13 protein-coding genes are annotated in these 14,475 nt (G+C 59.5%); 10 read left to right on the forward strand and 3 right to left on the reverse strand.

The features are described 5' to 3' along the window. Positions 1-120: 120 nt before the first annotated feature. The 10 genes from J5276_RS01460 to J5276_RS01505 all read left to right on the forward strand — a co-directional run bounded on the left by J5276_RS01460 (position 121) and on the right by J5276_RS01505 (position 9,546). Entirely contained in the window at positions 121-1,254 is a 1,134-nt protein-coding gene (locus tag J5276_RS01460; RefSeq protein WP_244517109.1) for an HD domain-containing phosphohydrolase, read from the forward strand. Next, positions 1,247-1,573, forward strand: coding sequence for a hypothetical protein (locus J5276_RS01465; RefSeq protein ID WP_111798695.1), 327 nt, complete (start codon positions 1,247-1,249; stop codon positions 1,571-1,573). The genes J5276_RS01460 and J5276_RS01465 overlap by 8 nt, the downstream gene beginning before the upstream one ends. Continuing rightward, complete coding sequence (locus J5276_RS01470) at positions 1,570-1,938, forward strand: response regulator (RefSeq protein ID WP_013636814.1); 369 nt, start codon at positions 1,570-1,572, stop codon at positions 1,936-1,938. The genes J5276_RS01465 and J5276_RS01470 overlap by 4 nt, the downstream gene beginning before the upstream one ends. Continuing rightward, positions 1,935-3,902 (forward strand): chemotaxis protein CheA, encoded by a 1,968-nt coding sequence (locus J5276_RS01475; RefSeq protein ID WP_065702566.1) that lies wholly within the window; start codon positions 1,935-1,937, stop codon positions 3,900-3,902. Before J5276_RS01470 ends, J5276_RS01475 begins: the two co-directional genes overlap by 4 nt. Next, positions 3,899-4,444, forward strand: coding sequence for a chemotaxis protein CheW (locus J5276_RS01480; RefSeq protein WP_003514184.1), 546 nt, complete (start codon positions 3,899-3,901; stop codon positions 4,442-4,444). The genes J5276_RS01475 and J5276_RS01480 overlap by 4 nt, the downstream gene beginning before the upstream one ends. A 1-nt stretch (position 4,445) precedes the next feature. Then, positions 4,446-6,263: a methyl-accepting chemotaxis protein gene (locus tag J5276_RS01485; protein ID WP_112154347.1), complete on the forward strand. Its 1,818-nt coding sequence runs from the start codon at positions 4,446-4,448 to the stop codon at positions 6,261-6,263. A 2-nt stretch (positions 6,264-6,265) separates the two neighbouring features. Continuing rightward, the gene (locus J5276_RS01490) at positions 6,266-6,760 is read left to right on the forward strand and encodes a chemotaxis protein CheW (RefSeq protein ID WP_003514179.1); all 495 of its coding nucleotides are present in this window, start codon (positions 6,266-6,268) and stop codon (positions 6,758-6,760) included. Further along, on the forward strand, positions 6,757-7,626 hold the full coding sequence (locus J5276_RS01495; RefSeq protein ID WP_065658622.1) for a protein-glutamate O-methyltransferase CheR: 870 nt from the start codon (positions 6,757-6,759) through the stop codon (positions 7,624-7,626). Before J5276_RS01490 ends, J5276_RS01495 begins: the two co-directional genes overlap by 4 nt. A gap of 12 nt (positions 7,627-7,638) precedes the next feature. Next, the gene (locus J5276_RS01500; protein ID WP_065702568.1) at positions 7,639-8,727 is read left to right on the forward strand and encodes a chemotaxis response regulator protein-glutamate methylesterase; all 1,089 of its coding nucleotides are present in this window, start codon (positions 7,639-7,641) and stop codon (positions 8,725-8,727) included. A gap of 117 nt (positions 8,728-8,844) precedes the next feature. Further along, the gene (locus J5276_RS01505; RefSeq protein WP_112154346.1) at positions 8,845-9,546 is read left to right on the forward strand and encodes a ParA family protein; all 702 of its coding nucleotides are present in this window, start codon (positions 8,845-8,847) and stop codon (positions 9,544-9,546) included. A gap of 58 nt (positions 9,547-9,604) precedes the next feature. Here the strand turns inward: J5276_RS01505 and J5276_RS01510 are convergent, their stop codons facing one another. The 3 genes from J5276_RS01510 to J5276_RS01520 form a co-directional block, all read right to left on the reverse strand. After that, positions 9,605-11,332: a chemotaxis protein gene (locus J5276_RS01510; protein WP_083211517.1), complete on the reverse strand. Its 1,728-nt coding sequence runs from the start codon at positions 11,330-11,332 to the stop codon at positions 9,605-9,607. 139 nt (positions 11,333-11,471) lie between these two features. Beyond that, on the reverse strand, positions 11,472-13,586 hold the full coding sequence (locus J5276_RS01515) for a PAS domain-containing sensor histidine kinase (RefSeq protein ID WP_065702571.1): 2,115 nt from the start codon (positions 13,584-13,586) through the stop codon (positions 11,472-11,474). Then, positions 13,583-14,323: a response regulator transcription factor gene (locus J5276_RS01520; RefSeq protein WP_003514167.1), complete on the reverse strand. Its 741-nt coding sequence runs from the start codon at positions 14,321-14,323 to the stop codon at positions 13,583-13,585. Before J5276_RS01520 ends, J5276_RS01515 begins: the two co-directional genes overlap by 4 nt. Positions 14,324-14,475 lie beyond the last annotated feature (152 nt).

The raw sequence follows: 14,475 nt of genomic DNA on the forward strand, positions 1-14,475 counted from the left end.
TGACCACATGACGCGGTCGTCTTTTCCCAAAAAAATGTTTCCAGATCCGTTGAATTCGCTCGGTGAAAGCCGAGGAGTTCGCGCGTCTATTCGCCCGCAATCCAATGATAGCGAGGACAAGTGCAAATCGTATTGGTCGATGACAGCAAGTCGATTCTTGTTGCCCTGAAAGCGACGGTCCGCGGGCTTCCGGATGTCGGCACCATCGTGGGCTTCACCGATCCCACGGAGGCGTTGGAATTCTGCCGCAACAATGCGGTCGATCTGCTTGTGGTGGATTATACGATGCCGAAATATAACGGCATACAGCTCCTCAAGGCACTGAATACGTATGAGCATTTTGCTCATGTGCCTGTCATCATGATCACATCGGAAAGAGGCCGGCCTGTCCTTATCGAAGCGATAGAGAGCGGTGTCACGGAATTCATCCACAAGCCCTTTGACCCGGTGGAGCTGAAGGCGCGGGTGCGCAACCTTCTCGCCTTGCGCAAGGCGCAGCGCGATCTTGCCGGACAGGCGCGCAGCCTTGTGGATGAGGTGCGCAAGGCCACCCGGCAACTCGCGGCCCGCGAAGAGGAAATCATCTGGCGCCTGGCGCGGGCCATCGAATTCCGCGACGGCCACACCGGCGACCATATTTCCCGCGTCGCGCAAATCAGCATGCTGATGGCAAAGGATATCGGCCTCGATGACGAGCATTGCCGCATGATCTATCTCGCGGCACCCTTGCACGATGTCGGCAAGATCGGAATTTCCGACAGCGTGCTGCTGAAGCCGGGTCGCCTGACGCCTGATGAGATTACCGAAATGCGAAAACATGTCGGTATCGGTGTGCAGATTCTCGAAAACGGTTCATCCGACCTGCTGCGCATAGCCGAGGCGATTGCAGGTGGCCATCACGAAAAATGGGATGGAACGGGATATCCGCACGGCTTGTCGGGCGACGGCATTCCGCTGGAAGCCCGTATCGTCGCCATTGCGGACGTCTTTGAGGCTCTCTGCTCCGAGCGTCCTTACAAGAAGGCGTGGTCGACCGAAGAGGCCTATGCGCATGTTGTCGCGCAGAGCGGCAGCCATTTCGATCCCGCCTGCGTCGCGGCGTTCCAGCGCCAATGGACGCTGATTGAGAGGCTCATGACGGGTCACGACGTTCTGGAGATCGAAGTGCCGAGCCTCGAAACACCGGAAGAACAACCGATCAGGGCGGATGGCGGCATGCACACCGAAGCCGTTCGGGAGACTCCCCATGTTTGATGAAACCACGAACGACACACTGAAGATGCCGCAAGCGCTTTCCATACGGTCGATTGCGTCGGCACACGGTCTTCTTCTCGACCGTCTCAAAGACACCGACAGGCTGGTGGTCGAGGTGCCCAAGGATGCGGATGCGGATTTGAGCTTCGTGCAGCTGATGGAAGCCTCGCGCAATTTCGCGGCGCAGAACAACAAGACGATAACATTGAAAGAGCCGGCTGACGGTCAGGTTTTGCAGACATTGCGGCGGGGCGGTTTCCTGTCGCGGATGGATGAAGCCTCCCGCCAGTTCTGGTTGCATGGAAAGGACATATCATGAGCGCACATATTTTAACGGTCGACGATTCCGCCAGCATTCGCATGACGACTAAGATCGCCCTCACAGGCGCGGGCTACCAGATTACCGAGGCCGTTGATGGGCAGGACGGTCTTGCCAAGGCGAAGGCCGCGAATTTTGACCTCATCGTCACTGATCTCAACATGCCGAACATGAATGGTCTCGAGATGATTGAGGCGCTTCGGCAATCTCCGGCTCATACCGGCATTCCGATCATCTTTTTGACGACGGAATCCGATGCGGACATGAAGGCGCGCGCCAAGGCCGCCGGTGCCACCGGCTGGCTGACCAAGCCCTTCGATGCCGAACATCTGGTCAAGATCGTCAGAAAGGTCCTCGGAAAATGACGACGCTGGACCCTATTCAGGTTTTCAGAACGGAGGCTGCGGAGCTTTTCGAGCAAATCGAGGGGGGCCTTCTCGATCTGCTTCACGATTTGACCGATCAGGATCAGATCGACGCCGTTTTCCGCGGACTGCATACATTGAAGGGGTCCGGGGCAATGTTCGGGTTCGAGGCGCTTGCCGCTTTCACCCACCATTGCGAAACCGCCTTTGACCGGGTGCGCAAGGGCGAGGTTCCGGCAACCAGCGAACTGGTCGCAGCCGTTCTTGAAGCGCAGGATCATATGCAGGCGCTGGTCGACAATCCGCACGGTGTGCAGGGTGATGTTGGAGAGCAGCTGCTCGCCAAGCTTCGTGCGGCAGTCGGCACTCGTGGCGATGGCGGTGTCCTGACACATGTTCCGGCGCAGAATCTCGCCAGGAAGCCGGCAAAGGCAAAAGCCGCCACCTGGGAAATCCGGTTCCGGTTGCCCGTCAATGCCATGGCAAACGGAACCAATCCCCTTGGTCTTCTCGATGAGCTGGCCGAACTCGGCGATTGTGAAATCGTTGCCGACACCTCGACGGTGCCGTCTCTCGACGCCCTCAATCCGAGCGATCTCCATCTAGGCTGGACAGTCCGGCTGACGACCGAGCAGCCGCAATCGGCAATCGACGACGTTTTCATCTTCGTGATGGATGACATGGAGATCGATATCCGCGCAATCGAAGCGGTTGTCGAAGAAGAGCTCCCCGTTTCCGAGATCCTGCCGGAAGCCAGAAAGGTCGCCGCCGATCCGAAGGGCGGCAAGGCGGCCGAAAACGTACGGGTGCCTGCTGAAAGACTTGACGAGTTGATGGATCGGGTCGGTGAACTCGTCATTGCCCAGTCCCGCCTTTCGCAGCTGGCGGGTAGCAGCGTCGATATTCTTTTGCGCTCTGTTTCGGAGGATGTCGAACGTCTTTCCGGAGAACTTCGCGATACGATGATGGTCCTGCGAATGGTGCCGATCGCCCAGCTTTTTGGTCGGTTCCGCCGTCTGATCCATGACCTGGCGCGGGAAACGGGCAAACAGATCGAGCTGGAGACCGAGGGCGAAGGCACAGAGGTCGACAAGGCGGTGATCGAACGCCTGGCTGATCCACTTGTGCACCTTGTCCGTAACTCCTGCGACCATGGACTCGAAAAAAGCGATGAGCGTGTGGCGGCCGGCAAACCGGCGACGGGGCGGATCACCCTCATTGCCCGCCAGTCGGGCGGTGATGTGACGATCACCATCCGTGACGATGGCCGTGGCATTGATCGCCAGCGCGTCCGGGCAAAAGCTGAGGCTTCCGGCCTTTTGGCTCCGAACGCGCAGGTCAGCGATCAGGAACTGCTGCAGATGATCTTCCAGCCGGGCTTTTCGACAGCCTCTGAAGTTACCAGTCTTTCCGGCCGTGGTGTCGGCATGGATGTGGTGAAAAAGAGTGTCGAGGCCCTTCGCGGCACGATCAGCGTTACCAGCACGCCGGGCGCGGGTTCGGAAGTTTCGCTGGCGATCCCGTTGACTCTGGCCATCATCGACGGCCTGCTGGTGCGGGTCGGCAATGGTTGCTACGTCATTCCGCTGCCGGCGGTGGAGGAATGCCTCGAACTGTCGCCTGACGACGATATTCGTTCGCGGGGCCGGTCCTTCATTTCACTGCGCGAGAGCCTCGTTCCCTTCATTCGCCTGCGCGAATTGTTCAACACCGGAACCAAGCCGGATCAGTTCCAGAAGATCGTCGTCATTTCCACCGGCTCCGAGCGGGTCGGGCTTGTGGTTGACCAGATCATCGGTGACCACCAGACGGTCATCAAGGCCATGTCGAAACTGCACCATGACGTCGCGACATTCTCAGGCGCGACCATCCTCGGTGACGGCAATGTCGCCCTTATCCTCGATGTCGCACATTTGGTGATGGCGGGGCAACAGCAGGAGGCGCGATTGCGGGCCGCGGGATGAACCAGTCTCTCTTGAAGCAGACGGACGAATTTTGGGGCGTGTCCGACGCCGTGGAAGTTCTGACCTTCAACATCGCGGGCGAGACCTTCGCCATAGAGGCGGTGAAGGTTCGGGAAATTCTGGATCTTCTGCCCGAAACCGCCGTTCCCGGTGCTAAAGCCTTCGTGGCGAGTGTTATCAACTTCCGGGGCAAGGTCATCCCTCTGGCTGATATCCGTCTTGCATTCGGCATGGAAGCCACCGAGCGAACCATTGATAGCCGTATCGTCGTCATAGAACTGCCGTTCGATGGCGAGCCAGCATTGATCGGCATCAGGACCGATAAGGTCAACGAGGTGACCACGTTCAGCCGGGCAGCCAGCGAACCGCCGCCGAGCGTCGGCATGCGGTGGCGGGCGGATTACATCCATTGCCTCATCAAACGCGGCAGCGAGTTCGTCATTCTTCCAAATCTGACAGCAATTTTCACGGGGCATCGCGAGTCCGGACCGGTTTCGTCCAGCGCGCGTGGCAACGTCATCGAACTTTCCAAGGAGCATTGAGATGCGATTTACAATCAAGATGAAGCTGGCGGTTGCCTTCGGCTTTCTGATCCTGATGCTTGCCGGAACGGCCGGCTACGGCATCTACAGCCTCGGTATCGCCAAGAATGCCATGGACGATGTGGTCGACGGTACTGTCGTGCGCCTCGACAAGGTTCACCAGATGAACGCACTGGCGCTGGCAACCGTCCGGTCGCAGAAGAATATCATCCTTGCTGCTTCGCCGGAGGAAACCCAGCTTTTCAAGGCGGCCGGTAACGAAACTCGCGACCAGTTGACGGCCATGCTGAATGATATGGCAGCCACCGCCAGCGCCGAGACGCGTGCGTTCTGGACGGATCTGCAGGCCATCACCAAGGCTTTCGAGGCCAGTGATGATCACGTCCGGGAACTGGTTGCGCAGGGCAATACGTCGCTCGCCGCGTCGTACTCGTCCGGCAAGGGCCGTGACGCTGCCAATGCCCTGACAGGGAAACTGGGCGAGGGCGTCAAGATGAACCGCGACCGTCTTGAAGAATCGAAGCAATTGGCGGCTGATGACTATGAGCAGACCCGCACCCTGCTGGTCAGTGCATCGGTCGTTGCCGTACTAATCGCCATCGCGACAGCATTCTGGATCGCGCTCGGCATCAGCAGCGGATTGCGCAAGATCATGACCGTGGCGGAGGCGGTTGCGATCGGCGATCTCGATCAGAATGTCGAGATCAAGACCAATGACGAGATCAAGGATCTCGTTGCGCGCATCAACACGATGACGGGCAATCTGCGCAATACCGCAGGCATTGCCGACCGGATTGCCGATGGCGATCTTACCGTCATGCCGAAACCCCTGTCCGACAGGGATACTCTCGGCCTTGCGCTGGAACGGATGGTTGAGCGCCTGCGTGGCATTGTCGCCGATGCGCTTTCCGCTTCCGACAATGTGTCCTCCGGCAGCCAGGAACTGTCGGCCAGCTCCGAACAGCTGAGCCAGGGCGCGACCGAGCAGGCATCGTCTGCCGAAGAGGCTTCGGCCTCGATGGAAGAGATGGCTGCCAACATCAAGCAGAATGCCGACAATGCCGCGCAGACGGAAAAGATCGCGCGTCAGTCGTCCAAGGACGCCGAAGCCAGCGGTGAAGCCGTCAACCGCGCCGTGGTCGCCATGCGCACCATCGCCGAGAAGATTTCCATCGTGCAGGAAATTGCCCGCCAGACCGATCTTTTGGCGCTGAACGCCGCCGTTGAGGCGGCGCGCGCTGGAGAACACGGCAAGGGTTTTGCTGTCGTGGCATCGGAAGTGCGCAAGCTCGCCGAACGCAGCCAGGCTGCTGCCAGCGAGATCAGCTCGCTTTCCGGCGAGACCGTGCAGGTGGCAACCGAAGCGGGCGACATGCTTAACCGTCTGGTGCCGGACATTCGCAAGACCGCCGAGCTGGTCGCCGAAATCTCCGCCGCCTGCCGTGAGCAGGATATCGGCGCCTCCCAGATCAACGAGGCAATCCAGCAGCTTGACAAGGTGACGCAGCAGAACTCCGGCGCTTCGGAGGAAATGTCTGCGACTTCGGAAGAGCTGGCCGCACAGGCCGAAGAGTTGCAGAGCAGTATCGCCTTCTTCAAGGTGGATGCCTCAAGCGTCTCGTCGCGCCCCGCACAGGCTGCACATCGGCCTGCCGCAAAGCCTGCTGCGACGCGTTTGGCGATGAAGCCGGCCCCCGTTCGCAAACCGCAGACGGGCAACACCGTCAGCGCCCAGCAAGCCCGCGTCAAAGGTTTCGCACTGGATATGTCCATGGGCGGTCCCGATGCTGACGACGCGGATTTCCGCGAAAGCGCCTGACCATGACCAGCACATCTTCAGAAGGCCAGTTCGTGACATTCAGCCTCGGTGAGGAGGTCTTTGCGGTATCCGTCGCGGTCGTCCGTGAAATCCTCGACTATGAGGACACGTTCAAGATTCCGCATAGTCCTGAATATCTGCTGGGTCTGAGAGATGTGCGCGGGCAGGGTGTGCCCATCATCGATCTGCGGCTGCGGCTCGGAATGAGCCGCAGCGTGCGGACACCCCATACCCGCGTGCTGGTGCTGGATATTCCGTTCCCATCCCGCACGCTGGCGATAGGTCTTGTGGCGGACAAGGTGTTCGAGGTGACGCCGTTCCGTCGCGACCAGATGGAAACCGCACCCGATATCGGCGTTCACTGGAACTCCGACTACATTGCAGGTGTGGTTCGCCGCGAAGGTGATTTCGTCGTCATCATCGATCTTGCAAAGCTTTTCTCGAACGAAGAAAACGCCATTGCCCGGCAGGGCGGCACACCGGTTCAGGCGGCATGAGGAGAGCCCTTTCCGTGGATGCCTCCATTGCTGCCAGCTCCGCGCATGATGGCCTGAGTCAGCGGGATTTCCGGCTGCTCGCCGAATACATCTACAATTACAGCGGCATAAAGATGCCGGACAGCAAGCGCACCATGCTGGAAGGGCGTCTGCGAAAGCGCCTTCGCGCCACGGGGCATGCCACCTTCGCTCAATATTGCAATTTCCTCTTCCGCGAAGACGGGCTGGAAGAGGAAGCGATCTACCTGATTGACGTGGTGACGACCAACAAGACGGATTTTTTCCGTGAGCCGAACCATTTCGACTACATGGAGAAATTCGCTTTGCCTGCACTTGCGGGTGAAGGCCATGGGCGCATCCGTGCCTGGAGTTCCGCCTGTTCGACGGGTGCGGAACCCTATACCATGGCGATGGTGCTGGCCGAAGCGGCCGAGAAACAGGTCATCAACAATTTCAGCATCCTTGCGACCGACCTTTCCACTGATGTGCTCAGGAAAGCCCATAGCGGTATCTATGCCCGTGAACTGCTCGAACCGGTTCCGGCCGACATGATGCGCAAATATGTCATGCGGTCGGTCGATGCCGGACGACGGGAGGTTCGTATCGTGCCGCGGCTGCGTTCCAAGATCGGTTTTGCCCGCCTCAACCTCATGGACCCGACCTACCAGATCGGCGATGCGGTGCACCTTCTCTTCTGCCGTAACGTTCTCATCTACTTTGATAAAAAAACGCAGGTGCACGTCTTGACCCAATTGTGCAAGCGCCTGGTGCCGGGCGGTTACCTTTTCATCGGTCATTCCGAAACGATAACCGGTATCGACCTGCCCCTGCGGCAGGTCGCCAATACCGTTTTCAAGAAGCAATAGCGGCAGAGAGCCATGTCGAAAAAAATCCGCGTTCTCATCGTCGACGATTCCGCCAGCGTCCGGCAGACCCTAACGGAGGTTCTCGAAAGCGATCCCGGCATTGAGGTGATCGGGGCCGCTGCCGATCCGTTTGTTGCGGCCAAGCGCATTCAGGAAGAAATTCCCGATGTCCTCACGCTTGATGTGGAAATGCCGCGCATGGACGGCATCACCTTCCTGCGCAAGATCATGTCGCAGAAACCGATCCCTGTAGTCATGTGCTCGTCGCTGACCGAGGCCGGATCGGAAACCCTGCTTCAGGCACTGGAGGCGGGGGCGGTCGACATCATCCTCAAGCCGAGGATAGGCGCTGCGGATCATCTGGCGGAGCAGGCCACGCGTATCTGCGAGGTCGTCAAAAGTGCGGCGCACGCCCGCGTCGGCAATGCGCGGGCGGTGCTGCGTTCGGCTGCCGCAAGCGGTCCGCAGGCCAAGCTGACCGCCGATGCCGTGCTGCCGCCGCCTTCGGGCAAGGCCATGGCGCGCACCACTGAAATGGTGGTCTGTGTCGGTGCATCCACCGGCGGCACGGAAGCGTTGCGCGCAATGCTGATGAAGCTGCCGGCCAATTCACCCGGCATCGTGATCGTTCAGCATATGCCGGAAAAATTTACCGCCGCATTTGCAAAACGCCTGAACAGTCTCTGCGATGTCGAGATCAAGGAGGCCGAGGACGGCGATCCGGTGCTGCGCGGCCATGTGCTGATTGCGCCGGGCGACAGGCATATGCTGCTGGAGCGGCAGGGTGCACGTTATCGCGTTTCGGTCCGCACCGGGCCACTGGTTTCGCGACACCGGCCTTCGGTGGACGTTCTGTTTCGTTCTTCCGCGCGTGCCGCCGGTGCCAACGCCATGGGCATCATCATGACAGGCATGGGTGATGATGGCGCACGCGGCATGCTGGAAATGCATCAGGCCGGCGCCTTCACGGTGGCGCAGGACGAAGCATCCTCTGTTGTCTTCGGCATGCCGAAGGAAGCGATCGCCCATGGCGGTGTCGACAAGGTTCTGCCACTCGACAGGATCGCGCTGGAAATTCAGGCAGAAGACCGCCGCCGCTGATGGCGCGACCCTTTTTTACCCGGCATTAACCAAACTCGCCAATGATGGCGGTAACACCATGCGACAGGTGCGTTCCGCGAGGCATGACCGTCTCCGCCCAGTTTTCCGGATCATGCCATGCCAGTTATCACCTTCGCGAATACCAAGGGCGGCGCCGGGAAAACCACGGCGGTTCTTCTCCTGGCGTCCGAACTGGCGCGGCGCGGATCACGGGTTTGCGTCATCGATACCGATCCACAGCGCTGGATTTCCCGCTGGCGTGAAAAGGCCGATGCGCGTGTCGATTTTTCAGTCATCACCTATGTGACGGCGGCGACGTTACAGCAGCATGTCATCGACAGCCGCCGTGCGTTCGATCAGGTGATCATCGACCTGCCCGGTGCGCAATCGCCCCTGCTCGCGACTGCGATCGGTCTCTCCAACCATGTGCTGATACCCGTTCAGGGCAGCACCATGGATGCGCAGGGCGGGGCGCAGGTGCTGGAGCTGCTGCGTTATCTCGATGAAAAGGCGAATATCCGGATCGACCATTCCGTCGTGCTGACCCGCGTCAATCCGCTGGTCACGACCCGCGCGCTTCTGGCTGCACGGGAACTGCTGGCGCAAAGGAATGTACGTGTTCTCGATACGCCGATTTTCGAACGTTCTGCGTTTCGCGATATGTTCGAATTCGATGGATGCCTGCATATGATGAAAGCCGGCCATGTCAGCAATCTCGACAAGGCTCTGCAGAATGCGGAAGCTTTTGCCGCCGAGGTTCTCCGTCTCCTTGAGGCCTCCAGCAAGAAAAGCCCTGGCAAACTGATGCAGGCGGCCTGACGCCGGGAACCCGGCGCAGTAAAAGCGCCCCATCGATCCCGTTTAGATCGAATACGCTCTAGAAAAGCGCGTCGGCAAAGAGATCGTCGTCATCTTCGACGGTGGCGGGTGCTTTCTGCCCGGGCGCAAGATCGACCGGCAAGTAGCGAAGATGCACGTCGCGCTCCTGCGCCATCGTGTAGATCTTGTAGATGCGTGCCGAAAACGGCTGGATTTTCTCTGCGAAGCCGGAAATGTCTCCGGCGCCGCCGGCGGCCAGCCCGCTTGCCACGTGATGGCATTCTTTCAGGACATCGCCGAGTTCGCTTTCGAAATCGAGCTTGATCACGGCGGCACTGATGCGGCTGAAAACGGCCTGACCTTCCGTGGCGAGATCCTGAAGACCGGTTTCCATCTGACCCTTGGCGTGGCTTATGGCTTCCAGTGCTTCGTTCAATGGTTCCCGCAGATCACCGGCGCTCCGGTTCTCAGCCTTCTTCAGATTTGTAATGACGCTTTCGATCCGGTGGAGATCGGCAACGATCGAATCCGCCGGGCTTTCCAGCTTGTCGGCAAAGACCCGCAGCTCGCCGCTGACGACATTGACCGACCGGCCTTCGTCGCCCAGTTTCGAGCAGCGCAGGTTTGAGTTCAGCGCCATATAATGGATTTCAGTCTTGATCGAGCGCAGCACTTCAATGCCGTGCAACAGGTCCTGTGCGGTACCGGTAACGGAAGCGACGACCGCATTGGCATCCGCCATGCCTTCCTGAACGCGCCCGGCCAGATCGCACGCCTTTGCTATGTCCTTCTCAAGCAGCTGCAACGCGCTGCCGCCATCATTGGCAGCATCTTCCACCAGGGTGTCGCGCAGTGAAAGAATGGTTGCGGCATCGTCGGCGAAACTTGAGATGCCTGCAAAAATCTTGCGGCAATCCTGCTGGAAGGTGGTTGCCATCTCGTCGATCTGGGCGCTGACCATCTCGAAAACGGTGTCGTAAAGAGCGTCCATTTCGGCGGAATTTAACGCCAGCGCCTCTTCGGAATTCAGATAATCGCTGAACAGGGCGAGTGTCGTCTGCACATGTTCGACACGTTGGCGGGTAATGTCGCCGATCTGGAGGGAGGACAGCGTTGCCGCTATCTTGCCCTGCACGCCCTGCGCGACGGATTTCACCTTGGCCGCCATGGCCGTCATGGCGCGATGCTGTTCGCCGATGCGACCGGAATTTGTCTTCAAACCTCCGACGATGCCGGGGATCGTTGCTTCGAAATCGGCGCCGATGACGGATGAGACGTCGCGCGCTCTGGCAAGCTGCTTGTCCATGAGATCGAGATATTGCGCGAATTTGCCGACTTCAGTACCGCCGAAATGGATGCGTTCGCGGATTTCCTCGGCAAAGGAGGAAAATTCGGCGATGCCTGCGCCGGTGATCTTTACCGTGACCGCAAAGGTTTTCAGGTAACGGATCGTCTCGCGGATATCATCGACATGGCCGTTTGCAGACTTGCAAAGGGAACTCATTTCAACGAAGGCGGCCTGTCGCAATTGTTCGGTTTCCGGCAGGCGGACCATATCCTCAATGGTCTTTTGCATGTTGGCCATTGCCGCATCCGCGGTATCGCCGTCCATCGAACCCGTCATGCGGTCCAATATGGTGATGAGCTGGTTCAGGATGTCCATGACTGAAACGAGCACGGAGCCGCCTTCGAGAAAGGTCTTCTCGATACGAGACTGTGCGGTTGCAAGGCGCGCGGTCAGGTACGCTTGCGGATCACTGGCTTCAGCTTTTGGTTGATTTTTCACGACGGTACTGTTTCCCATACTCGGATGGCGTGATCCTAGAGAGCAGGAAGAAACGGACAGTGAATATTTTGAGTTGATCGGGAGTTAACAACTCAATTGGTTGACGAATTCCTCTCCCCCTGGAAGGCCTTCTCGGGGCTTATCGAATCTGGCCGTGGTCGGCGCCTACTGGAAAAGTCAGTTGTACCCTTGCGCCATCGCCCGGCATTGAGCTGATATGCGCCTCGCCGCCGCTCTGCCGGACGAAGCCGTAGACCATTGCAAGGCCGAGGCCTGCCCCGCCGTGTTCCTGCCGAGTGGTGAAATAGGGCTCGAAGGCCTTGTCCACCGCCTCGGGCGTCATGCCCATCCCCTCGTCGGTGACGGCGATCACAAGTGCATCCTTCTCGGAAGCGGCGCTGATCGAGATCAGGCCACCATCGGGCATGGCCGCTGCCGCATTCAGGCAAAGGTTGAGGATGGACTGCTCGAGGAGGGCAGGGTCTAGCGCAATCGAGGGAAGATCCTCGTCAATCTCCAGCGCAATCCGGCATTTCGGGCCGACTGCAATCTCAAGGATATCGGCCATGCCGCGCAGCAGGTTTGCGACGTTGATGCAGCTCGGATGAATGGGCTGCTGGCTGCCGATGGTCAGCATGCTGCTGGCCAGAGAACGGCCGCGATCCGCCGCCTTGCGGATACGGGCGATGTGGCGTTTCTGGCGATCGTTGAAACCAGTTTCGCGCTCCAGCAGGCCGAGGCTGCCGGTGATGATGCCGATCATGTTGCCCACTTCATGACTGACCTGATGGGTCATGCGCATGATGCCATCAAGCCTCTGGGCTTTTGCGGCCTCCGCCTCCTGACGATCGAGAGAAGTTACATCCCGGGCGAGCAGCACGATACCGCCATCCGGCTGGCGTGACATCGATACTTCGATCACTCGTTGATCTCCAGTGCGATGGCGCACGACTGCCCGGTCCATCAACTCGCCTCGGCCGCTCTCGAAAGGGAACAGTGCGGGATCGATCTCCGGTATCGGTTCGACAAAACGGCGAAGCGGCAGCTTACGCGACGAGCCAGAACGACCGACAAGTTCTATGATCCGGCGGTTCATGGTGATCGGCCGACCGGTCGGATCGAACAGCGCTATTCCCTCATTCATGTTGCGGAAGGTCGAGCGGATGGTTCGGGCCGCCGCTTCCGCCGTGCGCCGCAGGCGGGAGACACGATCGACGCTGTCATGGAAAGCCCGGAAAGCATCGAGCAGGCGGATCAGTTCCGTCTCCGATCCGGTATAGGATGGCGGGCCGACATCCTTTTCACCCTTGGCGAGCGCGTTCATGCCGTTGGAAAGCGTCGCGATCCCGCGTGAGACACGCATCACCGATCGAATCGAGAATGTTGCCATGACCAGAACCAGAAGCGAAGCGACTGCGACGATGACCAATAGGCGGCTCAGAGCGTCCGAGGTCGAGATCAGGTCCTCGTTGAGGCTGCGGGCAACCGCATCGCTCTGGGTTTCGGTGACATGGGACAGATCGCGCGACACAATGTGAAGCCGCGACACCGAGGCGCGGATCGCAAACATTTCCAAGAGGTAACGGCTCTGCGCTTCAAAGACCCGCTCATAGGGTTGCAGCTCGGCCACGGGGAGCCGCTCTCCGGGATAACCTTCCTGGCGCGCGGTGGTTTCGGCAACATAGCGGCGGCGCAGTTCACCAAGCTGGAAGAGGCTGTCGGATGCGGATGCGGCCTGCACGATGCCGTTCATCCGCCGGCGCAGTTCGGGATCGGTGATGCCGCGACCCGTGGCAATTTCGCCAAGCGCGGCTGCCGCTTCCGCCTTGTGGCCCTGCGCCGCATCGGCATCCTTTGCCAGATCCAGCGTCTGTGTTCTGATCAATTCAAGGAGTTCGACGATGCGCTCGTTGGCAAAGCCGCGGGCGACCCGATCACCGTTGCCTGGCCCTGTCATCTCCAGCAGGATATCGACCTGCTGGACCACGGACCGGCTTTCGCTGGAGACGCGATAGGGCGAGGCGGCATTCATCAGGAAAGGTGCGCTCGAGACGAGGTCGGAGACCTGCCGCGAAACCAGCGATGCCTTGGCAAGGCTGGAAAAGGCCTGCAGGCCGTAGGCGGCCATTTCATCGCGGGCGCGTTGCAGGCCGTAGATGGCGATGGCGGATAGGCTGAAGACGAGGATGCAGATGAAGACGATCGCAAAGGGCAGGCGAAAGGCGATCGAGGAAAGGAAGGAGCGGCTGATCACGGAGAAAGCTCGCCCTCGTCGGTGTGGAGCACATAACCCCTGCCGCGCCGCGTCTTGATGTGACGCGGCAGATCGGGGTTTCGCTCGATCTTGCGCCTCAGCCGCAGCACCAGCACATCGACGTTTCTATCGATATAGCGGTCGCTTTCCGAGCCCAGCCTGTCGAGGATCTGGGAGCGACTGACGGGCTGGTTGGGCGTTTCGGCCAGAATTTCCAGAAGTGCGAATTCGGCACTTGTCAGCGTTCTGCTGCGATCGGTCAGGCAGACCGCCTGTCGGGCATTGAGATCAATCGCCCAGTCGCTGAGGAGCAATGCTGCCCGGCCGTGGTCGCGCTCGCTGTCCTTTTCCTGCTTTAAGGAGGGGATCGTCCGGCGCAGAACGGCCTTGATCCGTGCCGTGAGTTCGATCGGTTCGAAGGGTTTGACGACATAATCGTCGGCCGCTGTTTCCAGGCCGAGAACCCGGTCGGCGGCGCTGCCGGCAGCCGTTACCATGACGATGCCGATATCGACCTTGCTGCGTAGTCTCTGGGCAAAGGTGCGGCCGGAGGTGCCGGGCAAGTTGTGGTCCACGAGCACCAGCTGCATCACGTCCTTCGCCAATATCTCGTCCGCTTCCTCGGCGGAGCGCGCGCAGGTGGGCAGCCAGCCCTCGGCCTCGACGAGGTCCGAGATAAGCTCTGCCATATCCGGATCGTCCTCGACGATCAGAATGCGAACCTTCTGATTAAGCACTGCGTATTCCTCCCGCCATCATCATAGGCGCGGCAGACGCGATCTTCAAAGCCTAGCTGGTTATCCGCCCTGTCATATTTGTAATATCTGTAATCTTGTTCGGAAAGATTGGTAACCATTCTTCGATTGCGGTGCGGTCAGGATGTGACATG

This window comes from Agrobacterium sp. S7/73 (genome assembly GCF_019355535.1).
GTDB classification, from domain to species: domain Bacteria; phylum Pseudomonadota; class Alphaproteobacteria; order Rhizobiales; family Rhizobiaceae; genus Agrobacterium; species Agrobacterium tumefaciens.